Below are 20117 nucleotides of genomic sequence, written 5' to 3' on the forward strand. Positions count from 1 at the left end.
ACGCTGGGGGCGACACCTCACAAGTACTACTTCGTCTCAAGGTCACGCCGACGGAACCCGTAAAGGCCCACGGCGACAAGCGCGGCGGCGATCGCGGTGAGGAGGAGCAGGGGCAGCCAGGACATGTCCGCCGCGGGAAGTGCGGGGACATGACCGAAGGGGGAGACATTGTTGAGCGCGTCGGGGAAGTCGAGCAGTTTGCCGAGGTAGCCGACGACGAAGCCGTAGACGGGCACGATCCAGGCCAAGGCCGTCGCGCGCGGGAGCCAGCCGAAGAGGAGGACCGCCACGCCCGCGGTCACCCAGAGCGCGGGGGCGTAGGCGAGGGCAGCACCCGTGAGGCGCCCGACGAGGGCGGAGTCGCCCGTGGAAGCGGCGCCGGTGAGCCCGAACCCGAGGCCGCCTGCGAGCAGGATGCCGGTACCGCCGGCGAGGGCGACGAGAAGGTGGCTGCCGACCCAGCGGCGGCGCGAGAGCGCGGTGGCGAGGAGCGGTTCCGCGCGCCCGGCGGTCTCCTCGGCGCGGGGACGCAACGTGGCCATGACCACGTAGATGGAGGCCACAACCGCCAGCACGATCATCACCGTTGAGGCAAAGGACTCGGCGAGTGTGGAGCCGCCCGCGTTCTTGAGGGCCTCCTGTATGGCGTCGACATTCTTCAGCATGTCCTCGACGTCACCGAGGATCGAGCCGTACATCGCGCCGAGCAGCAGCAGCGCGACGGTGAACCCGGTGAGCAGCCCCCGGTGCAGCCGGAGCGCGAACCCGAGCGGCCGGGTGAGGAAACCCTTGGCGGCGGCACGGCCGGGCCGGGGCGGGCGCAGCCCGGCACCGACATCGCGCCGGGTGCTCAGCACATACGCCGCGGCGCCTGCCGCGAACGCGAAGGCCGGCGCGAGGAGCAGCGGCCACCAGCGGTCGTCGACGAAGGGGTACGTGCGCTGGGCCCAGCCGATGGGAGAGAGCCAGGAGAGCGCTCCGTTGCCGACGTCGCCCGCGGCGCGCAGAACGTACGCGGCTCCGAGCACGGCGAGTGCCGCCCCGGACGCGGCGCGCGCGTGGGCGGTGAGCTGCACGGTGATGGCGGCGACGGCGGCGAAGACGAGCCCGACGGCGGCGTGCGCGGCGCCGTAGAGGACGGCTCCGCCGGAGGTGATGCCGTCCATCCCGAGCGCGGGCAGGCCGACGGCGAGCAGGATGCCGAGCACCAGGTTGGCCGTGCAGGCGACCCCGAGCGCCGCGGTGAGGGAGGCGTGCCGTCCGACGACGCCGGAGCGTACGAGTTCGGCGCGGCCGGTCTCTTCCTCGTTACGTGTATGGCGTACGACGGCGAGGACGCTCATCAGGCCGACCATGATGACGACGAAGCCGAGCATCTGGTGCCCGAGCATGGCGCCGTAGTTGTAGTCGTCGAGGTAGTGCCCGGGGCCGGTCATCGCCAGACCCGCCGGGCTGTCCATCGTCTTGGCGGCCGAGGCGCGTGCCTCGTCGTCGGCGTAGACCTGCTTGAAGTTGCTGGCGGTCGAGAGGGTTCCGAGGAAGAGCGCCAGGATCCAGACGGGAAGGCGTACACGGTCGCGGCGCAGCGCGAAGCGGTAGAGGGTCCCGGTTCCGGCCAACGTGCGCTTACGAGCGGGGTGTTGGGGCCCGGGAGTGGTTTCGGGCCGGGGCACGGTACCGGTCGCGGCGCTCATCGCGACGCTCCCTCGGAGTCCGAGCCCGAGCCCGAACCGGCCGAGCCCGAACCCGCGGAGGTGTCCGTCGAGGCACCCGGCGCGACACCCGCCCCGGCACCCGTACCGGCGTGCGCCTCGGCTGCGCTCCCGTCCGTCCCGTGCCCGTTGGCTGACAGCTCGTCCCCGTAGTGCCGCAGCATCAGCTCTTCGAGCGTGGGTGGGTGGCTGGTGAGGCTGCGGATGCCGAGCGTGCCGAGGTGGCGTACGGCCTCGTCGAGGTGGGTGCCGTCGACGGCGAAGTGGGCACGGCCTGCTTCGGTACGCAGGTTGTGGACACCAGGTAGTTCGGCGAGTCCGGTGACGGGCCTGTCGGTCTCGGCCTCGATCGTGGTCCTGGTGAGGTGCCGCATCTCGCTGAGGGAGCCGGACTGCACGATCTTGCCGAGCCGGATGATGCTGACGCGGTCACACAGCTTCTCGACCTGGGCCAGGATGTGGCTGGAGAGCAGCACGGTGCGCCCTGCGGCCTTCGCTTGGAGGATCACGTCCTGGAAGATCACCTCCATGAGGGGGTCGAGCCCGGCTGTCGGCTCGTCCAGGAGCAGCAGTTCGGCGTCGGAGGCGAGGGCCGCGATGATGGCGACCTTCTGCCGGTTGCCCTTGGAGTACGTGCGGCCCTTCTTGGTGGGGTCGAGGTCGAAGCGTTCGATGAGTTCCTCGCGCTTCGCGGGGTCGATGCCACCCCGGAGCCTGGCGAGCAGGTCGATGGCCTCGCCGCCGGTGAGGTTGGGCCACAGTTCGACGTCGCCCGGGACGTAGGCGAGGCGTCGGTGCAGCGCGACGGCGTCGTCCCAGGGGTCGGCACCGAGCAGGCGCGCTGTTCCCGTATCGGCGCGCAGGAGGCCGAGAAGAACCCGGAGGGTGGTCGACTTGCCCGCCCCGTTGGGCCCCAGGAACCCGTGCACCTCTCCCGTGGCGACCTCAAGGTTGAGCCCGTCGAGCGCGCGGGTCCTGCCGAAGGTCTTGACGAGACCGGAGACGGCGATCGCTGTCGTAGCGGAGTTCATGTTTTGGAAGCTACGCTAATTTCACAAATTTATGAAGTTAAGGAAGCGTTAGGGTCTGTCATAACCCACCGACCAGGGAGAAGCTGAAGCACGTGGCTGGAAAGACGGAGGAGAACGGACTCGGGAACGCCCCCGGGGAGGAGCTGCGGCACTACGAGACGAAGGTGTCCCCCTTCGTCGAGAGATTCGCCGCCGACCTCACCGAGGCCGGGATGCAGCGCATGGCATCCCGCGTCTTCGCCTGCCTGCTCGCCTCCGAAGAGGGCTCGCTGACCTCGGCCGAACTGTCCGTACGCCTCCAGGCGAGCCCCGCCGCGATCTCCGGCGCCGTCCGCTACCTCGCCCAGGTCAACATGGTCAGCCGCCAGCGCGACCCGGGCTCGCGCCGCGAGCGCTATCTGCTGCACCGCGACATCTGGTACAGCGCGCTGACCAACCGCGACAACATCCTCACCCGCTGGACGAGCACCCTGCGCGCCGGCGCCCGCGATGTCGGCCCCGAGAGCCCCGCGGGGCGCCGCATCGAGGAGAGCGCGGAATTCCTGGAGTTCATGCGGCGCGAACTGGAGGACCTCCTCAAGCGCTGGCACGACACCCACCCCTCCCCCGAGGACTGAGCCCCGGCCCGCCACGCGCCCCGTTCAAGGGCGCCGTTCAGAGACCCTCGTTCAGAAGACCCCGTCCAGAGAGCCCCCCGCCCAGGGAGCCCCCGTTCAGGCGGTGTCCGCGCGCGGGAGGACCAGCCGCCAGGCGTGCGGGAGCACCGTCCAGGTACGGGATGTCACCGGGCCACCGACCCGTGCCGTGTCCGTGCGATAGCGGAACCCGTCGCCGCCCGACACCGTCACCTCACGCGCCATGGCCCGCACCGGCGAGGGGTCGGAGAGCGGCCGTACGGTCACCTCGGCGAGTCCGCCGTCGTGCGTCGTACGCAGCGAGACCTCCCCCACCGGCTCGTCGAAGTCGGCGAGCAGCTTGCCGTCGGCCTCCACGCGCAGCCACTGCGCGGGTACGGAGGGCGGCTTCTGCGGAGAGTTCGCGTACGGTTCCGCGCCCGCACCCCGTTCGAACGGGCGCCGCCGCACACCGGAAGCCCCCGCACGCTCCCCGCCACCCTGGCCCTCACCACCCCGGTCACCGACTCCGTCACCGCCCCCGTCACCAACTCCCTCGTCCGCCCCTCCGAACGCCGCCTCACGCGCGGCCTCCCGACCGGGGTCACGAGCCACGGGAGGGCGATCGTCCCGCCGTTCAGCGCCGCGCCCCGCTTCCCGCTTCCCGTCCGGGCTCCGCGGCAGCACCGTGTGCAGGCTCTGCGGCAGCACCGTCCGTACGAGGGAGCGGCAGGCGCGGCGCAGCGGTGAACCGCCCGCCTCGCCGGGGCCCGTGCCCTGGCGGGGTACGCGGGGCTCGGGTGCGGGCTCCGGGCCGGCGGGAACACGGACCCCGCCGAGTACGACGGCGCCGCCGTCGTCGACCAGCAGATCGAGCCGGTGCTCGGCGCCGGTCAGCACGGCGCGTGCCGCGGTGACCGCGTCCAGCGGAATCCCCAGCGAACCGGCCAGCGCGACCGACGTACCGTCGCCGACCGGCACGACCGAAAGCGCCGCCTCGTGCAGCGCGCCCTCTCTGTGCAGGAGCTGGACGACCCGCAGCAGCGCCCTGTCGTTGCCGACCAGTACGGGACGCCTGCTGCCGCGCCGGGCGAGTGCGCGTGCCGTCTCCTCGGGGTCGTCGGGAAGGCAGACCTTCACCCCCGATGTCCCGGCACAGAGCACATCTCGCGCGATGCGCACGGACTCACCGTCCGTGAGCCTGGCGACAGGATCGATGACCACGAGGAGCGGAATCCGGGGGTCCCCTGCTCCAGGGGGTTCCGGGGCCCTCGCGGGGTCTGGAGCCGACACCTGGGTCCTTCCTCATCGGGTAACGCGGCGCTGCGGTTCGTACGGCCGTACGGCGCGGGCACTCCCCTGTTCGTCACCCGAGAGAATTGTTGGGTAATCTCTCGGTGCAAGAGCCCCTGTCGCTGTTGCGCCAGGGGCTTCCTCTATCTGGGGCACCGGTCCGCGGCTCTTGCGATGGCGAAAAGCGCCATGCACGTGGGACATGCCCCGCCCGGAAGGGGTGTACGCCTGTGCCCGCACTTGTGCTGCTCGGTGCTCAGTGGGGTGACGAGGGCAAGGGAAAGGCCACCGACCTGCTCGGTGGCTCCGTGGACTATGTAGTGCGCTACCAAGGTGGCAACAACGCCGGCCACACGGTCGTCGTCGGCGACCAGAAGTACGCGCTGCATCTCCTCCCGTCCGGGATCCTGTCTCCGGGGTGCACCCCGGTCATCGGCAACGGTGTCGTCGTCGACCCCGCGGTCCTGCTCTCCGAGCTGAGCGGACTGAACGAGCGCGGCGTCGACACCTCCAAGCTCCTGCTCAGCGGTAACGCGCACCTGATCACGCCGTATCACGCGACCCTCGACAAGACGACGGAACGGTTCCTCGGCCAGCGCAAGATCGGCACAACGGGCCGCGGCATCGGCCCGTCCTACGCCGACAAGATCAACCGCGTCGGTATCAGGGTCCAGGACCTCTTCGACGAGTCGATCCTGCTCCAGAAGATCGAGGCGGCTCTCGACTTCAAGAACCAGATCCTCGCCAAGCTCTACAACCGCCGCTCCATCTCGCCGCGCCAGGTCGCCGACGAGCTGCTCGGCTACGCGGACCAGATCAGGGGTTACGTCGCCGACACCTCACTGGTGCTCAACGACGCCATCGACCAGGACAAGGTCGTCCTCTTCGAGGGCGGCCAGGGCACCCTGCTCGACGTCGACCACGGCACGTATCCCTTCGTGACCTCCTCCAACCCGACCGCGGGCGGCGCCTGCACCGGCGCCGGGGTGGGCCCGACGAAGATCAGCCGGGTCATCGGCATCCTGAAGGCGTACACCACGCGCGTCGGCGCCGGCCCGTTCCCCACCGAGCTGTTCGACGAGGACGGCGAGGCGCTGCGCTCCATCGGCCGCGAGTTCGGCGTGACCACGGGCCGCAACCGCCGCTGCGGCTGGTTCGACGCGGTCATCGCCCGCTACGCGACCCGCGTCAACGGCCTCACCGACTTCTTCCTCACCAAGCTCGACGTCCTCACCGGCTGGGAGCGCATCCCGGTCTGCGTCGCGTACGAGATCGACGGCAAGCGCGTCGAGGAACTCCCGTACAACCAGAGCGACTTCCACCACGCGAAGCCGGTCTACGAGTACCTCCCCGGCTGGTCGGAGGACATCACCAAGGCCAAGACCTTCGAGGACCTGCCCAAGAACGCCCAGGCGTACGTCAAGTCCCTCGAAGAGATGTCCGGCGCCCCGATCTCCGCCATCGGCGTGGGCCCGGGCCGCGACGAGACGATCCAGGTCAACTCGTTCCTGTAGGCCCCGGCCTGGCCGAAGGAAAGGGCTGGTGGGCGCCCTTGCGCGCCCACCAGCCCTTTCGACACTCGTTCGAGGGAACGCCCGGACGTTCCGGGCCGATACGCTGGCACGGCTGGCGAGACTGCGTCCCATGGGAGCACTGTTGACTCCTCCCCCAGCTGAAGCAGGGGGATTCCCGTACGACCTATGGTCGTTCGCCGCTTGCGCGGCCCGGATCGCTCCGGGGGACTTCCTGCTTCGCAGCCGACTGCCCTCCCGGCGTACGCCGTTGGGGTCTTACACCGGCTCCACAGGCCGACACGGAAAGTCCTTCCGCCAGGATGTTGCGTGCCGCGTTCACGTCCCGGTCATGGGCCGTGCCGCAGTTGCACGTCCAGGTGCGGACGTGCAACGGCATCTTCTCTTGGAGGGTGCCGCAGGTGGAGCAGAGTTTGGAGGAGGGCAACCAGCGGTCGACCGCGATGACCTCGCGGCCGTACCAGGCGGCCTTGTACTCCAGCAGGCTCCGGAACTCCGACCACGCGGCATCGTGGATGGCGCGGGCCAGAGTGTGGTTCTTGACCATGTTGCGCACGGTCAGGTCCTCGATCACGAGCGTTTGGTTTTCGCGCACGAGTCGGGAAGTCAGCTTGTGCAGGGTGTCGCGTCGCCGGTCCGCGATGTGTGCGTGGACGCGAGCGACCCTCTGCCGGGCCTTGGCCCGGTTGTTGCTTCCCTTTGCCTTACGGGACAGATTCCGTTGGGCCCTGGCCAGCCGCTTACGGTTCTGGCGCTCATGCCTCGGGTTGGTGATCTTCTCTCCGGTGGAGAGCGTCAGCAGGTGGTCGAGGCCGGCGTCGATCCCGACCGCCGTTTCCGTGGCAGCCAGCGGGTTTACGGACGCGTCCTCGCACAGCAGGGACACGAACCAGCGGCCGGCCGCATCACGGCTGACGGTCACCGTGGACGGCTTCGCTCCTTCCGGGAGCGGCCTGGACCACCGGATGTCCAACGGCCCGGCCATCTTCGCGAGAGTGAGTTCCCCATTCCGGAACCGGAACGCCGAGCTGGTGTATTCGGCCGAGGCACGCGACTTGTGCCTGGACTTGAAACGGGGGTACTTGGCCCGCCTGGCGAAGAAGTTGGTGAAGGCTGCCTGCAAGTGCCGCAAGCACTGCTGCAACGGGACCGACGACACCTCGGCGAGGAACGCCAGCTCCTCGGACTTCTTCCACGCGGTCAGCATCGCCGAGGTGGCGTTGTAGTTCACCCGCTCTCCACGCTGGTACCAGGCTTCGGAACGGGCAGAGAGCGCCATGTTGTAGACCTTGCGCACACATCCGAACGTGCGCGACAGCTCGACTGCCTGCACCACAGTCGGATAGAAGCGGTACCGAAACGCCCGCTTCACATGAGTGGTCATATCTCGCAAATTATCACACCAAATTGTGGCCTACCGCTGGTAGTTGGCGGTAGACGCCGAATATCCCGGCGGCGATTCGGCTTTCCCTGCCCTGCTCCACAGGAGCTTCGTTTCCTCCCCCGGCTGAAGCCGGGGGTATTCACGAAGGAGACCCGATGAGCGTCGCACCGGAGCACTCCGAGCCGTGCGAGCCGAGCTGGCCGGTCCCGCCCGTGGGCGGCTGGACAGCCGACGACCTCGACCGACTCCCCCATCTGCCTCCACACACGGAGCTGATCGACGGGAGCCTCGTCTTCGTAAGTCCGCAGTCCCTTTTCCACTACCGGGCAGTCAGTTTCTTCGAAAGGCAGTTGGAGTCGCTCGCGCCGCCCGAGCTGGAGGTCATCCGGGACTTCACCATCGACGTGGACCGCCAGAACCGCCCCGAACCGGACGTCATTGTCGTCCCCGGCGACATCGTGGACGACTTCCGGCTGACCCGGTTCCCGGCCGAGTCCGTGGTGCTGGCGGTCGAGGTCGTATCCCCCGAATCCCTGACGCGGGACCGCGAGACGAAGCCGGTGAAGTACGCCCGCGCGAAGATCCCGCACTACTGGCGGGTGGAGGAGGACCGGGGCCGGGCCGTGGTGTACGTGTTCGAGCTGGAGCCCGCAACCGGCGCGTACACGAGCACCGGCATCTTCCACGCGCGAATGAAGACCGAGGTCCCGTTCCCCCTCGACCTCGACCTCACCCGCATCACGCCCCGCCCGAGCGCGGAGAGCTGACGACGGCTCCGGCCCGTACTCCCGTGCGGGCCGGGGCCGCGTGGGCTCTGCGCCCCACACTCCGGTGGACCGACGGCGGCGCCGGAGCCAGGCTGTCAGCAGGGCGTGCGAGGTTGCGGATGAGTCACGGTCGAGGCTGGGAGTATCCGGTGGACAAGAAGATCCAGAGTGACGTGGAGCTGCTCCAAGGGCTGATGGAAAAGGCGGAGACCCTGGAGGGCGTCGAGGTGGTGCCCGGCGACGGCTTCGTCATGATGTCCCCTGTCTCGCTGGAACGCATCCGTACCTTCCGTCGTGTGACGGAACTGCTCGACGCACGCCTCGACCCGGAGCTGGGGCTCGAAGCCGTCGGGGAGATCGAGTTCCAACACCCCGAGTGGGACACGCCCCGCAGCCCTGACGTGGTGCTCTGGAGCCCCGTTGACACGCCCAAGCGCGGAGCCGAACTCATCGAGTTGGCCGGCGAGATCGTCTCCCCCTCCAGCGTGGAGAACGACTACCTCGCCAAGACCGCTGCCTATGCGGCAGCCGGCATTCCCGTCTACCTGATCCTCGATCCGTACACCCGCCGCGCCCTCTGCTACAGCCGGCCGGCCGACGGCGCCTACCGTTCGCGGGAGGAGTTCTCCTACGGCGAGGCCCTTACGCTCCCGCTGCCCTCAGGCCCCGTCGAGTTGGACACGGGCATACTGCCCACAGCGCCCGCTCAGTCCCAACGTGACGCCTGGCCCCGCCACCGCTCGGGATACCAGGACTGAATCCCGCACACCGCGCGCGCCAACTCGTACGGGTGAGCCGGACCCCGTCGACCACCGACCCGCCCGGCACCCGCACACCATGACGGCCATGACCGCACACGGACGCGAGCACACCACCCGCGTCCCGTTCGGCAAGAACGCCGAGCTTCCCGAACCCGTCGGGATCACCCTGGAGACCGAGCCCCTGAAGAACTGGGTGCGCTGAGACCCGCCTTCGCGACCTTGCCCGAGGCACCGCCCGCCCCGGCGAAGTGGACCATCGCAACACGGCGGTCCACACTGTGGTCCCGGAGGAGGGGGAGGCGATGGCGGCGCGGAAGCCACCGACCGAGCGGCAGCGGCGGCTTGGGGCGGAGTTGCGGAAGATGCGCGAGCATCTTGGACTCTCGTTGACCGAGGCCGCAGAGATGCATGGGACCGACCGGACCACGATCAGCAACACCGAGGCGGGCCGCTTCGGCGTGAGTCCGGACCGGGTCCGTGTGTGGGCGGCCAACTACTCATGTCCCGACCGGGATTACGTGGCCGTACTCGCGGACATGGCACGCGAGCGCCGCAGTTCAGGGCCGAGCTGGTGGGACGAGTACCAGGAGAGCCTTCCCGCGACGGCGATAGACCTCGCCGAGATGGAACATCATGCTACGAGCCTCAGAGCGGCCCAGATCACGCACATGCCGGGTCTGCTCCAGCACGAGGAGTACGTACGCGCGATCTTCGCGGAGGCCGTACCGCCCATGGCCTCGGACGACTTCGAACGCAAGCTGCGCTTCCGGCTCGGACGAGCCCAGGTGCTGGACCGGGCCGACGCGCCCACGTGCACCTTCATCATTCATGAGGCGGCCCTACGGATGCGCTTCGGAGGGAAGGACGTGACACGCGTCCAGCTCCGGCACCTCTTGGATCAGTCGGATCGCGGCTGCGTAAGCGTGCGCGTGCTGCCCTTCGACGCGGGCGCTTTCCCGAGCGCGGGCGATCAGGCGGTCTACGCACATGGCCCGGTGCCACAGCTCGATACTGTGCAGAAGGACACCCCGGCCGGATCGGCTTTCCTCCACGCGGAGACCCACCTCGCGAACTACCACGCGGTGCTGGATCGCATGGAGGAGCGCGCGCTTGATCCGGGCCCTTCGCAGGACTTCATCCGTGATGTGACCCAGCAACTATGAAGGCGTGAAGAGCGTGGAACTCCAGTGGCAGAAGTCGTCGTACTCGACCCAGCCGGACGGCGATTGCATCGAGCTTGCCACGAACGGCAACAAGGTCCTGCTGCGCGAAAGCGACGATCCCACGGTGGTCACCGCGTTGTCGCGCGCGCATCTCCGGGCCCTCCTGATCGCCGCCGACTCCGGGGCACTTGACGACCTTCGGTAACGCGGCCCGACGCTGCGGCACATGCCAATTGAGCGAGCGAACTTACAACAGTTGATAAGTTGCAACGCGTGGCGCTACGGTTACCTGAACTCGCGGACTCAGCAAGGCTGTTGTCCAAGAAACAAGCGCCCCGGCGGTGCGGTAACACCCCGGGGCTGGCCAACGCTTGAACCACCTGGAGCGTCAGCATGAACCACCGTATCCGGCATGCTCTGAGCCGAACACTCGCCCTCCTCATCCGTCCGCGCGGCAGCGGGGCCGCCCAGGTGGGGGCCCCGTATCCGCCGGTCCCCCACGAAGCAGTCCGGACAACGCCGGTCAGGCCACCGCGTCGCCCCCTCGACGCGCCCGCCACCGTCGACGGCGACAGCCCGCTCGTCCGCCCGTATCTGCTCGCGCACGAGAGGGGCGAGCGCAGGGCCGCGCTCGTTCTCGCGCTGGACGGGATCGACATCGGGCCGGAGATCATCCACGGGCACCACATCGGGCACCCCGCCGTGGCGATGGGGGTGGCGGCGTGACCACCGGACCCACGCATCACGGACCCACGCATCACGGACTGCGCATCAGCCGCGTACCGGGGAAGCCCCTGCACCGGGACGCCGACGGGCGGTACGCGATCCCTCTCTGGCTGCTGCGCAACGGCAAGTTCGACGGTGACATCGCGCTCCAACTCTCCCCGGCAGAAGCCGAGATGCTGCACGCGCAGCTCTGCTTCGCGCTCGACGTGGAACCCGAGCCCGTCACCACACCCGCCGATCAGACACCGGACTGCCGCAAGCACACGCACGGCCGCACGAACGTCCACCGGCCGTGACCGCTGAGCCCGTGCGGTGCCGGATCGGCGCCGCACGGGCTCAATCATGCCCGGGGAGCGCCAACCGGGGCCGTACGCTGCCGGGCATGACTCAGGACTCCATACCGGACGTACCCGACGCACCCGACGCACCCGACGTACCCCTGGTGACCGCACCCGCGCGGGCGTGGGTGGCGTACGACCTGGCGGTGCGGCGGAAGCACTACTGGTTCCCCGACCCGTTGTCCGTGCCCGCGCGGGTGGCGGACGCGGGGGTGGCGCTGTGCCACGGGGACGGGCGGGTGCGGGAAGCCGCGTTGCGGGCCGGGGTGGGCGCGGGGCTGTTGCCGTTGGTGGTGGTGCGGGGTGCGGACTGGGCCGGAGCTGTGCGGGAGGCGGCGCGCGCGGTGCTGGCCCGTACGCCGACGGATGCGCTGGCCGAGGTGGCGCACGTGGTGCTGCGGATCGGGGAGCGCGCGCACGGCGGCCACGCGGTGCGGCTGCTGAAGGAGCGGCTGGGTACGGCGGAAGCGGACACGCGTCGGCGTGTGCTCACGCATCCGGCACGGGAGGTGCGCCGCTGGGGTTTTCAACAGGCTGTGGACAACGGATGGTTGAGCCCCGACGAGCTGGCCGCTGCGGCCGTACGCGAAGACGACGTCCTCGTGCAGACCCTCTGCGCCGAGGCGGCGCTCGGGGAGGATGCGGGGAACGCGGTGCCGCGCGGCCCTCTCGACCTGCTGCTCACCGCGCGGGCAGCGCGCGTACGGGCCGTCGCCGTGACCGCGCTGCGGCGGGCCGGTACGCCGGAGAAGGGCGCCGCGTGGCTGGACGACCGGTCGGCCGCCGTACGGGAGTGCGCGCAGTGGGCCGTACGCGTGAGCGGCGGCGACCCGGCGGCGCACTACCGCGACGCCGTGAGCGCCGGCCCCGGCAGGGTGCCGCGCGGCGCCGTCGCCGGGCTCGGGGAGTGCGGGGCCGGCGGAAGCGCGGCGGATGCGGAGCTGGTCACACCGTTCCTCGCGGATGACAGCGCAGGGGTACGGGCAGCGGCCGTGGGCGCGTTGAGTGCCCTCGCGGGTGCCGAGCCCGAACTGGTCGCGCATCTGCTGGACGACCCGTCGCCCGCCGTGGTGGGCCGCGTGGCGAGAGCGCTCGCGGGGGACGCGGACACGCTGCCGCTGGACGGACCAGGAGGGCTGCTCACGCGGCTCGGCCCGGACCGCGAGAAGCACATACGCCGTGCGGCCTTCCAGCTCCTCGCGGCCCGCGGGGGCCTGGAACCGCTGCGCGCCGCGCTGTCCCTCGTGGACGACCCTGAACTGTGGCAACGGGCGCGTGCACTGGCGGCGCGCTGGTCCCCGACCAACTCGGCGTCCCTGGCCGCGGCGCTGCCCCCGCACGAACGGGCACTCCTCGCAGCGGAGATCACCCGGGCCGAACCGTGCCTCCCGCCCCATACGGGAACGATGCTGCGCTGGGTTCTGCGACTACGGGAGGAGTGAGCTTCCCGCGACCCTTCCCGGTCCGGACAGGGAAGGGCGCGGCCCGGAGTGCGCGGCCCGGACCGGGAAGTGCAGAGTCCGGAGCCGGAGGTGCGGAGTCCGGAGCGAGGGCGGCGGCGCCCGGGCCGCGCGGGCGCCGGCTCACCTACGCCTATGCCTCGTTGAGGGGGCCGAAGAGCTGGTTGCCCGGCGCGTCCGGATCCTCGCTGGTGTAGAACTCCTCGGTGGCGCGCCGGATTTCGTCGCTGTCCAGCGTGCCGTCGCCGTCCGTGTCGAGACGCGCGAAGGAGGCGGCGAGGGCGTCGGGGGAAGCGCCGAGAGTGCGTGTGTACATGGTGGTGAACTCGACGACGTCGATCAGACCGTCACCGTCGGCGTCGGCCACGCTCATCCACGCCTCCACCATGTCGCCCACCCGGTCGAGGAATCCCTCGCGGTCCTCGGCGACAGCGCGCCGCACGCCGGCGCGGAATTCGTCGACGTCGATCTCACCGTCCCCGTCGGCGTCCATGCCGGCGAGATCGGACTTCCACAGGTCGGCGAGCGCCTGCCTGAGCCGGGCGGCCGAGCCGTTCTCCATCGCGTTGAACGCGGCGCCCAACTTGTCGGCGAGCGCGAGCAGATCGGCCTCCACGAGAGATCCGGTGCCGTTCGCGTCGAGCATGGAGAACGCGCGGTCGAGTTTGGTGTCCAGGACAGTGGTGGCAGTGGTCATGAAAGGGCTCTCCTCGGGAATCGAAGGCGGGAAAAGCGGGCGGAGTGGAAGGCGGGAAACGCCGAGAACACAGCTACGCTCTCGCGCGTGCCGTACGGACACACCCCGCACTGCCCGGCATTCTCTGTGTTCATACACGGGCCAAGAAGGTGCCACGAAGGAGTGAACGCGTGCCGGACTCAGCGGTGGGACTCGCCATGACGCGCAAGCGAATCGACCGTTTCCACCGAGAACGCAAGGCGGTGCGCTGGGGAGGGCAGCAGTTCCTGCGCGGCCTGACCCCCGGCGACGATGCCGTACTCGTCAACAGCAACGACTATCTTTCCCTCTCGCGTGATCCCCGGATCGTGCGAACCATGGCCAACTGCCTGACGGCGCACGGCAATGGGGTTCTCATGTCCGGTGTCTTCCTGACGGGCGAGGAGAGCGAGCACCCCCAACTCCGCCTGGAGACCGAGCTGGCCGCACACGCGGGCTGCACGGCGGGGGTGCTGTGCCAGTCGGGCTGGGCGGCCAACACGGGTCTGCTCCAGGCGACGGCCGACGGACACACACCGGTCTACATGGACATGTACGCGCACATGTCGCTGTGGGAAGGCGCACGGATCGCGGAAGCGCCCGTACGGCCCTTTCTGCACAACGGGGCCTCCCATTTGCGCCGCAAGATCGAGGACAGCGGTCCGGGAATCGTCGTCGTGGACGCCGTCTACAGCAACGACGGCAGTGTGTGCCCGCTGCGGGAGATCGCGGAAACCGCGCGTGAGTACGGCTGTTCACTGCTCGTCGACGAATCGCATTCCCTCGGCGCACTCGGCAGTCGGGGCACGGGAATGTCGGGGCAGCTGACCGGTGACCTCGCCCCCGATTTCGTCACGGCGAGCCTTTCCAAGGCTTTCGCGGGGCGGGCTGGATTCATCGGGTGCCAGGACCCGGAATTCCCCGAGTACTTCAAGTTCGAGTCGTTTCCCGCAGTGTTCAGCTCCACGCTTCTGCCGCACGACGTGGCGGGCCTGACCGCCGCGATGGGGGTCGTACGCGACGCCGAGGACCGCCGCACGCGGCTCGCGGCGCACACGGCGTACCTCCGGGAAGAGCTGGCCGCCGTGGGCGTCTCCCCCGATGGCGCGCACATCATCGCGCTGCCGAGCGGCGACGAACGCCGCACCATGGCACTGCGGGACGCGCTGGAGGCCGAAGGCGTGTTCGGCGCACCCTTCGCTCCCCCCGCGACGACCCGGGGCCGCTGCTTCGTACGCCTGTCCCTGCACAGCGAACTCACCACAGGCGACAGGGAACGCATCGTCTCGGCCTGCCACAGAGCCGCCCACCTGATCGGCTGACCGCCCCCACTCCATACGCTCCCGGCACACCCCGCGCATCCCGCGCATCCCTCTGCGACGATGGCGCGCATGGACGAGGACGAGGACGTCGTACCGATCCTCCGCGTACGCGACGCCGGCACGGCCGTCGCCTGGTATGCGCGGCTGGGGTTCAAGAAGATCTGGGAGCACAGGTTCGAAGAGGGCTTTCCCGCGTTCGTGGAGATCGAACGCGGGAAGGTGCGGCTGTTCCTCTCCGAGCACGAGGGCGATGCGCGCCCCGACACCCTGATCTACCTGCGCCTGCGCGAAGTGGCCACACTGGCCCAGGAGTTCGGCGTAGAGATCACACAGGCCCCCTGGGCCCAGGAGATCGAACTACGGGACCCGGACGGCAACCGCCTGAGAATCGGCGCCCCTTAACGCCCCCGGGCCTGGGTACGACGCGGCCCGGACTACCCGCGCCGCACCAGACGGCGGGCCAAGCCGTGGGAAGCGCCGGTCACCACGGCGGCGAACGCGAGACTGGTGACGGCATCGCGCGCACGGGCGCCGCGCAGGACCCCCGCCTTGCGGAGGCGGGAGCGGGCCCAGAGGGTGAAGGGGATCACCAGGGTCGGCGAGGTCGCGACGCCCGGCGTGTACCCGCGTACGGCGACGGCCTGCGCGATGTGCGCGAGCCCGTGCAGGCCGAACCCGTTCAGTGCCGACTGGTAGAACCCCGAACGCCCACCCGTACGCTGCCCCTCCACCGCAGCGCCCGCGACCACGGCGCCGACGAGGGCGACCGCCGTGGCGAACTCACGGCCGTCGATGGTTTCCAGACGGTCCCAGACGCGGTCGGGCACCTGCGGTATCCGCTTCCGCAGCTCGGGCACGTGTTCCCTGCACCAGCGGGGGACCATGGCGACCTCTTCCGTGTCGTGCAGGGTCCAGGCGGCGAGAAGTCCCAGGGTGACGGCGGGGCCGACGGCTTCGGCGTCTTGTGTGTTCACGTCCGCATTCTGCCAAGCCGGATGTGGACGCGGGGAGCGGAATCAGACAGGCGTCCGGCCCCGCGCGGAGGGGCGCGGGGCCGGACAGACGCGTCACACCGGGTTCGTGGAGCCCGGTTGGAGAGCGGTCAAGCCGTCTCAGTGCTTGAAGCCTCGCTCAAGGTCACCGACCCGGGCGCCACCGCCGTAGTTGCCGGAGATGTTGGTGGCGTTCCAGTGCTTCTTGGACAGGGTCCACTCCTTGTGGCTGTTCTTGTGGACCATCTTCCCGATCTTGACCTTGTTGCCGTCGTTGTCCTTCGCGATCGCGGCCTCGTTGTGGTCGGCGAAGGCCGAGCCCGCCGAGCCGAGGAGGGCGGCGGAGGCCAGCGCTGCGGCTGCAGCTGCGGTGCGGATACGCATGGGTTCTCCTTGTTCGTGTGGACGCGCGGAAAATGCGCCGGTACGTCCCTTTCCCGTGCGGCATCCCCTTACGCAGGGTTAGGCCAAATGTGCGCTTCGGATACCCCGCTCGGCTGAGCCCCGAGACCCCATCGAGCCACGAGGGGCTCGGCCGGGGCGAGCCGTCAGGGGTTCAGCAGGGTTGAGCCCATGACGGGCTCAGCAGGGTTGAGCCGTCACGGGCTCAGCAGAGGGAGGAGGCCAGCACGTCGAACGCGGGGGTCCGCGGGGTGAAGGGTGCGTAGTGGCCGACGCCGGGGAGGAGATGGAGGCGACCGCCCCAGTTGTTGGCGTAACGGCGCGACAGCTCGATCGGCACGTCCAGATCGGCCGTACCGTGCAGGATCTCCACGGGGATACGGGGCAGCAGCCGCATGGGATCGGCGTCCCACAGCGCACCCTCGACCTGGTCGTGGCCGCCGAAGAACTCGGCGACCGCACCGCCGCTCAACCGCAGCTCGTGCGCCCGCGCGAGGTCGGCGACGGGTGCGACGACGACAGCGCGCTCGGCGGCACGCTCCCGCTTGGCCGCGGCCCACAGCGCGAGATGCCCGCCGCTGGAGTGGCCTACGAGGACGTTCGCCGGCGCTCCGAGGTGTTCGAGGGCAGCGTCGATGTCCTCGACGGTCGTGGGCCAGCCCCCGCCGCCCCCGACCCTGCGGTACTCGACCAGTGCCACCGACATTCCGCGGCCGGCCAACGCGGCGGCGAACGGCGTGAGGTGGGTGCGGTCCCACTCGTCGCGCCAGAACCCGCCGTGCAGGACCACGATCCGCTTCCCTGGCGCACCCGTTCCGTACAGGTCGATGACCTGCGACGGATGGGGTCCGTACCGTTCCTGGCTCTCCGGCAGCACCGGCTCAAGAGCCAGCAGTGCCTTGCACTCCTGGTCGCTCATCGTGGCCCCCCGGTCACTTCGCCCAGGACGCGGGCTGCGTGCTCCGCGTCCTCGAACGAAGTGTAGAGCGGGGTGAATCCGAAGCGGAGTACGCCGGGACGGCGGAAATCCCCGATCACACCGCGCGCGGTCAGTGCCTCCATCACGGCGCCCGCCCGCTCGGCCGGTTCGCACAGCAGCGAGATCTGGCTTCCGCGCCGCGCGTGCTCCTCGGGGGTCAGCGAGCGTACGGAGACCGCCGTTTCGCCGGCACGACTGGGCGTGCCGGCGGCGCTGTGCGGGCTCACGGCGCCGTGCGGGCTCGCCTCGGCGCCGTGCGGGCTCGCTTCGGGGACGTATGTGCGTACGCACCGCAGGAAGTGGTCGCTCAGGGCCAGGGACTTGGTCCGTACGGCCTCGATGCTCACCCCCTCCCATACGCTCAGGGCCGCCTCCAGTGCGACCGTCGAGAGGATCTCGGGGGTGCCCACCCGGCCGCGCGTGGCACCGGACGCCGGTTCGTAGGCCGGGGCCATCGCGAAGGGGTCGGCGTGGGAGTGCCAGCCGGGCAGCGGGGAGTCGAAGCGGTCCTGGAGGTCGCGGCGCAGGTAGAGGAAGGCGGGCGAGCCGGGGCCGCCGTTGAGGAACTTGTACGTGCAGCCGACGGCGAAGTCGACGCCGTGCGCGTCCAGGCCGACCGGCAGCGCGCCCGCGCTGTGGCACAGGTCCCACACGCTGCGTGCGCCGGCCTCGCGTACGGCCGCCGTGATGCCGGGCAGGTCGTTCAACTCGCCGGTGCGGTAGTCGACATGGTTCATGAGTACGGCGGCCGTCGTGGGTCCCGCTGTGCCGGGCACCGCCGCGGCCGGGACCTGGCGCAGCGTGCATCCGGTGAGGCGGGCGGCGGACTCGGCGATGTAGCCGTCGGTCGGGAACGTCGCCTCGTCCACGAGCAGTTCCGTACGCGCCGCGCTGTCCTGACGCGCGATCCGGATCGCGCCGACGACCGCCTTGAACACGTTCACGCTGGTCGAGTCGCCCACCACGACCTGTCCCTGGTCGGCGCCCACCAGTGGCGCGATCAGTTCGCCCACCCTTTCGGGGGCTGCCCACCATCCGGACTCCGTCCAGGACCTGATGCCCAGCTCGCCCCACTCGTGCGCCACGGTGCGCGCGACGCGTTCCCCGACCGCGTGGGGGAGCGCGCCGAGGGAGTTGCCGTCCAGGTAGACGGTGGCCGGGTCGAGCACGAACCTCTCGCGTACGTGGGCCAGTTGGTCGGCCCTGTCCAGGTGCTCGGACTCGTTGGCCAGTGTGTTCCTCGGCTTGTCCGTCGGCGTGTTCCTCGTGTTGTCCGTCGGCATGCCTGTCGTCTTGTTCGCGGGATCAGACATGGCTGCGCGCCGTCCACAGCTCGGGGAAGACCTGTTTGGTGGCTCGCTTCTCCAGCCATGCCACACCCGCCGAGCCGCCCGTGCCGGTCTTCGCGCCCATGGCGCGTCGTGTGGCGACCAGGTGGTCGTTGCGCCAGCGCCACACCAGTTCGGCGACCTCGGTCAGCGCCTCGCCGAGCCGGTACATGTCGGAGCCGCGGTCACCGGCGTAGATCCGTACCCACGCGGCCTCGACCCCGGGATCGGGCTCGTACCGCAGGGACACGTCCCGGGTGAGGACCGCCTCGGGGATCTCGGCGCCGCGCGCCGCGAGGAAGCGCAGCACCTCGTCGTAGAGGCTCGGTTCCTGGAGCGCCTTCTCCAGCTCCGCGTGCACCCGGGGCGCACCGCGGTGCGGCACCAGCATGGACGCCGACTTCTCACCGAGGAGGAACTCCATGCGCCGGTACATGGCCGACTGGAAACCGGAGCCGTCGCCCAGCGCCGAACGGTAGGAGTTGAACTGGACCGGCGTCAGGTGGGCCAGCGGCTCCCACGAGGAGTTGAGCGAGCGCAGCTCGTACGTGGAGCGCTGAAGCGCTTCGAGCGCGGCGGGCAGGTCGTCGTCGCGCAGGGAGCCGGCCGCGGTCTGCCACTCGTGCACGATGACGGTGAACCACAGCTCCATGACCTGCGTGGTGACGAGGAAGACCAGCTCGCCGGGGTCCTCGGAGAGGGGATGCTGGAGGTGTGTGAGGGTGTCCGCCTGGACGTAGTCCTCGTACGGGGTGGTGCCCGCGAAGTCGAGTTCGGGGGCGAGTTCGGGGGCGAGTTCGGGGGCATCCGGGTCGTGTGACATCGCTGTCTCCGCTGCGTGAGCTTCCGGGTAGCGGTCCGCCCCTTTCTGACGACGTGGAGCCCCGGTCCCCTCGGGCCTCGAAGGCCCACAGCGCATCATGCGCGACACGCACCGACGGCGGCAAGAACCCCTTGGGTCCCACCGCCGCCGGACATATCAGGCCCACTCGGGACCAGCGGCTCAGCCGAGGGTCGAGGCCGCCGTGGGGGAGCTGTCCTTCAGGAAGGACGAGCACCGTTCGTACTCATCCTGCTCCCCGATGGCCTGCGCCGCACGCGCGAGGGCGTGCAGGGCGCGCAGGAAGCCGCGGTTGGGCTCGTGCTCGAAGGGGACGGGCCCGTGGCCCTTCCAGCCGCTGCGGCGCAGCGCGTCCAGGCCGCGGTGGTAGCCGGTACGCGCGTAGGCGTACGACGCGACGACGCTGCCCGCCTCGAACGCGTCGTCGGCAAGCTGGGCCCACGCCAGTGAGGACGTGGGGTACTTCGCCGCGACCTCGGAGGGAGCCGTTCCGGAGGCGAGCATTTCGCGTGGCTCGGGGTCGTCGGGGAGGTGGGTCTCGGGCGGCCCACCAAGCAGGTTTTCGTGAATGGCCATGGGTCCCAGTGTGCCTGGTCCTGCGGACGGCCTGTTGCGCGGTGATGCGGGGCCGCGGTTGCGTTCGGGGCTTCGCCCCTTGCCCCCTGTTGTGGTTCCTGTGGGTTGAAGCCCGTTCCCGTTCAATATGGGGGCTTCGCCCCCTGGCCCCCGTTGGCCTCGCCGGCCGGGCGTCTGGGGG

22 protein-coding genes are annotated in these 20117 nt (G+C 70.0%); 11 read left to right on the plus strand and 11 right to left on the minus strand.

Features of this window, described 5'->3' with window-relative positions; all coding sequences use genetic code 11:
- Nucleotides 1–26: 26 nt before the first annotated feature.
- Together NMN56_RS41710 and NMN56_RS41715 are read right to left on the minus strand one after the other, a co-directional pair.
- On the minus strand, nucleotides 27–1694 hold the full coding sequence (locus NMN56_RS41710) for an ABC transporter permease (protein WP_274047248.1): 1668 nt from the start codon (nucleotides 1692–1694) through the stop codon (nucleotides 27–29).
- On the minus strand, nucleotides 1691–2743 hold the full coding sequence (locus NMN56_RS41715; protein ID WP_274047249.1) for an ABC transporter ATP-binding protein: 1053 nt from the start codon (nucleotides 2741–2743) through the stop codon (nucleotides 1691–1693). Before NMN56_RS41715 ends, NMN56_RS41710 begins: the two co-directional genes overlap by 4 nt.
- A 92-nt stretch (nucleotides 2744–2835) precedes the next feature.
- Here NMN56_RS41715 and NMN56_RS41720 point away from each other — a divergent pair, with 92 nt between their 5' ends.
- Nucleotides 2836–3360: a GbsR/MarR family transcriptional regulator gene (locus tag NMN56_RS41720; protein ID WP_430542841.1), complete on the plus strand. Its 525-nt coding sequence runs from the start codon at nucleotides 2836–2838 to the stop codon at nucleotides 3358–3360.
- 96 nt (nucleotides 3361–3456) lie between these two features.
- Here the strand turns inward: NMN56_RS41720 and NMN56_RS41725 are convergent, their stop codons facing one another.
- The gene (locus NMN56_RS41725; RefSeq protein WP_280842938.1) at nucleotides 3457–4539 is read right to left on the minus strand and encodes a diacylglycerol kinase family protein; all 1083 of its coding nucleotides are present in this window, start codon (nucleotides 4537–4539) and stop codon (nucleotides 3457–3459) included.
- A 341-nt stretch (nucleotides 4540–4880) separates the two neighbouring features.
- On the opposite strand from NMN56_RS41725, the gene NMN56_RS41730 reads away from it, so the two are divergent.
- Nucleotides 4881–6164 (plus strand): adenylosuccinate synthase, encoded by a 1284-nt coding sequence (locus NMN56_RS41730; RefSeq protein ID WP_274047250.1) that lies wholly within the window; start codon nucleotides 4881–4883, stop codon nucleotides 6162–6164.
- Nucleotides 6165–6348: 184 nt separating this feature from the next.
- Here the strand turns inward: NMN56_RS41730 and NMN56_RS41735 are convergent, their stop codons facing one another.
- On the minus strand, nucleotides 6349–7566 hold the full coding sequence (locus NMN56_RS41735; RefSeq protein ID WP_274047251.1) for an RNA-guided endonuclease InsQ/TnpB family protein: 1218 nt from the start codon (nucleotides 7564–7566) through the stop codon (nucleotides 6349–6351).
- A 155-nt stretch (nucleotides 7567–7721) separates the two neighbouring features.
- On the opposite strand from NMN56_RS41735, the gene NMN56_RS41740 reads away from it, so the two are divergent.
- From NMN56_RS41740 to NMN56_RS41770, 7 genes are all read left to right on the plus strand, one after another.
- Nucleotides 7722–8333 carry a Uma2 family endonuclease gene (locus NMN56_RS41740; protein WP_274047253.1) on the plus strand — a complete coding sequence of 204 codons (612 nt, stop codon included), beginning with the start codon at nucleotides 7722–7724 and terminating at the stop codon, nucleotides 8331–8333.
- 119 nt (nucleotides 8334–8452) lie between these two features.
- The gene (locus NMN56_RS41745) at nucleotides 8453–9091 is read left to right on the plus strand and encodes a Uma2 family endonuclease (protein WP_274047254.1); all 639 of its coding nucleotides are present in this window, start codon (nucleotides 8453–8455) and stop codon (nucleotides 9089–9091) included.
- Nucleotides 9092–9396: 305 nt separating this feature from the next.
- Nucleotides 9397–10257, plus strand: coding sequence for a Scr1 family TA system antitoxin-like transcriptional regulator (locus tag NMN56_RS41750; protein WP_274047255.1), 861 nt, complete (start codon nucleotides 9397–9399; stop codon nucleotides 10255–10257).
- A 4-nt stretch (nucleotides 10258–10261) separates the two neighbouring features.
- A complete protein-coding gene (locus tag NMN56_RS41755) occupies nucleotides 10262–10462 on the plus strand; it encodes a DUF397 domain-containing protein (protein WP_347178900.1) in 201 nt (66 codons plus the stop codon).
- Nucleotides 10463–10650: 188 nt separating this feature from the next.
- Entirely contained in the window at nucleotides 10651–10983 is a 333-nt protein-coding gene (locus NMN56_RS41760; protein WP_274047256.1) for a hypothetical protein, read from the plus strand.
- Complete coding sequence (locus NMN56_RS41765) at nucleotides 10980–11279, plus strand: hypothetical protein (protein ID WP_274047257.1); 300 nt, start codon at nucleotides 10980–10982, stop codon at nucleotides 11277–11279. The genes NMN56_RS41760 and NMN56_RS41765 overlap by 4 nt, the downstream gene beginning before the upstream one ends.
- An 86-nt stretch (nucleotides 11280–11365) precedes the next feature.
- Nucleotides 11366–12763 carry a hypothetical protein gene (locus NMN56_RS41770; protein ID WP_274047258.1) on the plus strand — a complete coding sequence of 466 codons (1398 nt, stop codon included), beginning with the start codon at nucleotides 11366–11368 and terminating at the stop codon, nucleotides 12761–12763.
- Between the two features lie 151 nt (nucleotides 12764–12914).
- On the opposite strand, the gene NMN56_RS41775 is transcribed toward NMN56_RS41770, so the two are convergent.
- Complete coding sequence (locus NMN56_RS41775) at nucleotides 12915–13478, minus strand: EF-hand domain-containing protein (RefSeq protein WP_274047259.1); 564 nt, start codon at nucleotides 13476–13478, stop codon at nucleotides 12915–12917.
- Between the two features lie 170 nt (nucleotides 13479–13648).
- Between NMN56_RS41775 and cqsA the strand changes: the two genes are divergently transcribed.
- A complete protein-coding gene (gene cqsA / locus NMN56_RS41780) occupies nucleotides 13649–14818 on the plus strand; it encodes an alpha-hydroxyketone-type quorum-sensing autoinducer synthase (protein ID WP_274047261.1) in 1170 nt (389 codons plus the stop codon).
- A 69-nt stretch (nucleotides 14819–14887) separates the two neighbouring features.
- The gene (locus NMN56_RS41785) at nucleotides 14888–15220 is read left to right on the plus strand and encodes a glyoxalase superfamily protein (RefSeq protein WP_430542842.1); all 333 of its coding nucleotides are present in this window, start codon (nucleotides 14888–14890) and stop codon (nucleotides 15218–15220) included.
- Nucleotides 15221–15252: 32 nt separating this feature from the next.
- On the opposite strand, the gene NMN56_RS41790 is transcribed toward NMN56_RS41785, so the two are convergent.
- The 6 genes from NMN56_RS41790 to NMN56_RS41815 all read right to left on the minus strand — a co-directional run bounded on the left by NMN56_RS41790 (nucleotide 15253) and on the right by NMN56_RS41815 (nucleotide 19936).
- The gene (locus NMN56_RS41790) at nucleotides 15253–15792 is read right to left on the minus strand and encodes an HXXEE domain-containing protein (protein WP_274047263.1); all 540 of its coding nucleotides are present in this window, start codon (nucleotides 15790–15792) and stop codon (nucleotides 15253–15255) included.
- Between the two features lie 138 nt (nucleotides 15793–15930).
- Entirely contained in the window at nucleotides 15931–16194 is a 264-nt protein-coding gene (locus NMN56_RS41795) for a hypothetical protein (protein ID WP_274047264.1), read from the minus strand.
- 223 nt (nucleotides 16195–16417) lie between these two features.
- Nucleotides 16418–17131: an alpha/beta hydrolase family protein gene (locus NMN56_RS41800; RefSeq protein ID WP_274047265.1), complete on the minus strand. Its 714-nt coding sequence runs from the start codon at nucleotides 17129–17131 to the stop codon at nucleotides 16418–16420.
- Nucleotides 17128–18504, minus strand: a complete 1377-nt coding sequence (gene kynU, locus NMN56_RS41805) for a kynureninase (RefSeq protein WP_430542843.1) — start codon at nucleotides 18502–18504, stop codon at nucleotides 17128–17130. Before kynU ends, NMN56_RS41800 begins: the two co-directional genes overlap by 4 nt.
- Entirely contained in the window at nucleotides 18497–19342 is an 846-nt protein-coding gene (locus NMN56_RS41810) for a tryptophan 2,3-dioxygenase family protein (RefSeq protein ID WP_274047266.1), read from the minus strand. The genes kynU and NMN56_RS41810 overlap by 8 nt, the downstream gene beginning before the upstream one ends.
- Nucleotides 19343–19522: 180 nt before the next feature.
- Nucleotides 19523–19936, minus strand: a complete 414-nt coding sequence (locus tag NMN56_RS41815; protein WP_274047268.1) for a DUF3151 domain-containing protein — start codon at nucleotides 19934–19936, stop codon at nucleotides 19523–19525.
- Between the last annotated feature and the right edge of the window lie 181 nt (nucleotides 19937–20117).

The organism is Streptomyces iconiensis (assembly GCF_028657195.3).
Taxonomy (GTDB): domain Bacteria; phylum Actinomycetota; class Actinomycetes; order Streptomycetales; family Streptomycetaceae; genus Streptomyces; species Streptomyces iconiensis.

Bases quoted from the DNA above. Each gene is read 5' to 3' on its own strand.
- NMN56_RS41710 (WP_274047248.1), bottom strand. From the start codon at position 1,694: ATGAGCGCCGCGACCGGTACCGTGCCCCGGCCCGAAACCACTCCCGGG.
- NMN56_RS41795 (WP_274047264.1), bottom strand. From the start codon at position 16,194: ATGCGTATCCGCACCGCAGCTGCAGCCGCAGCGCTGGCCTCCGCCGCC.
- NMN56_RS41785 (WP_430542842.1), top strand. From the start codon at position 14,888: ATGGACGAGGACGAGGACGTCGTACCGATCCTCCGCGTACGCGACGCC.
- NMN56_RS41775 (WP_274047259.1), bottom strand. From the start codon at position 13,478: ATGACCACTGCCACCACTGTCCTGGACACCAAACTCGACCGCGCGTTC.
- NMN56_RS41715 (WP_274047249.1), bottom strand. From the start codon at position 2,743: ATGAACTCCGCTACGACAGCGATCGCCGTCTCCGGTCTCGTCAAGACC.
- NMN56_RS41815 (WP_274047268.1), bottom strand. From the start codon at position 19,936: ATGGCCATTCACGAAAACCTGCTTGGTGGGCCGCCCGAGACCCACCTC.
- NMN56_RS41810 (WP_274047266.1), bottom strand. From the start codon at position 19,342: ATGTCACACGACCCGGATGCCCCCGAACTCGCCCCCGAACTCGCCCCC.
- NMN56_RS41750 (WP_274047255.1), top strand. From the start codon at position 9,397: ATGGCGGCGCGGAAGCCACCGACCGAGCGGCAGCGGCGGCTTGGGGCG.
- kynU (WP_430542843.1), bottom strand. From the start codon at position 18,504: ATGTCTGATCCCGCGAACAAGACGACAGGCATGCCGACGGACAACACG.
- NMN56_RS41760 (WP_274047256.1), top strand. From the start codon at position 10,651: ATGAACCACCGTATCCGGCATGCTCTGAGCCGAACACTCGCCCTCCTC.
- NMN56_RS41745 (WP_274047254.1), top strand. From the start codon at position 8,453: ATGAGTCACGGTCGAGGCTGGGAGTATCCGGTGGACAAGAAGATCCAG.
- NMN56_RS41740 (WP_274047253.1), top strand. From the start codon at position 7,722: ATGAGCGTCGCACCGGAGCACTCCGAGCCGTGCGAGCCGAGCTGGCCG.
- NMN56_RS41800 (WP_274047265.1), bottom strand. From the start codon at position 17,131: ATGAGCGACCAGGAGTGCAAGGCACTGCTGGCTCTTGAGCCGGTGCTG.
- NMN56_RS41770 (WP_274047258.1), top strand. From the start codon at position 11,366: ATGACTCAGGACTCCATACCGGACGTACCCGACGCACCCGACGCACCC.
- NMN56_RS41735 (WP_274047251.1), bottom strand. From the start codon at position 7,566: ATGACCACTCATGTGAAGCGGGCGTTTCGGTACCGCTTCTATCCGACT.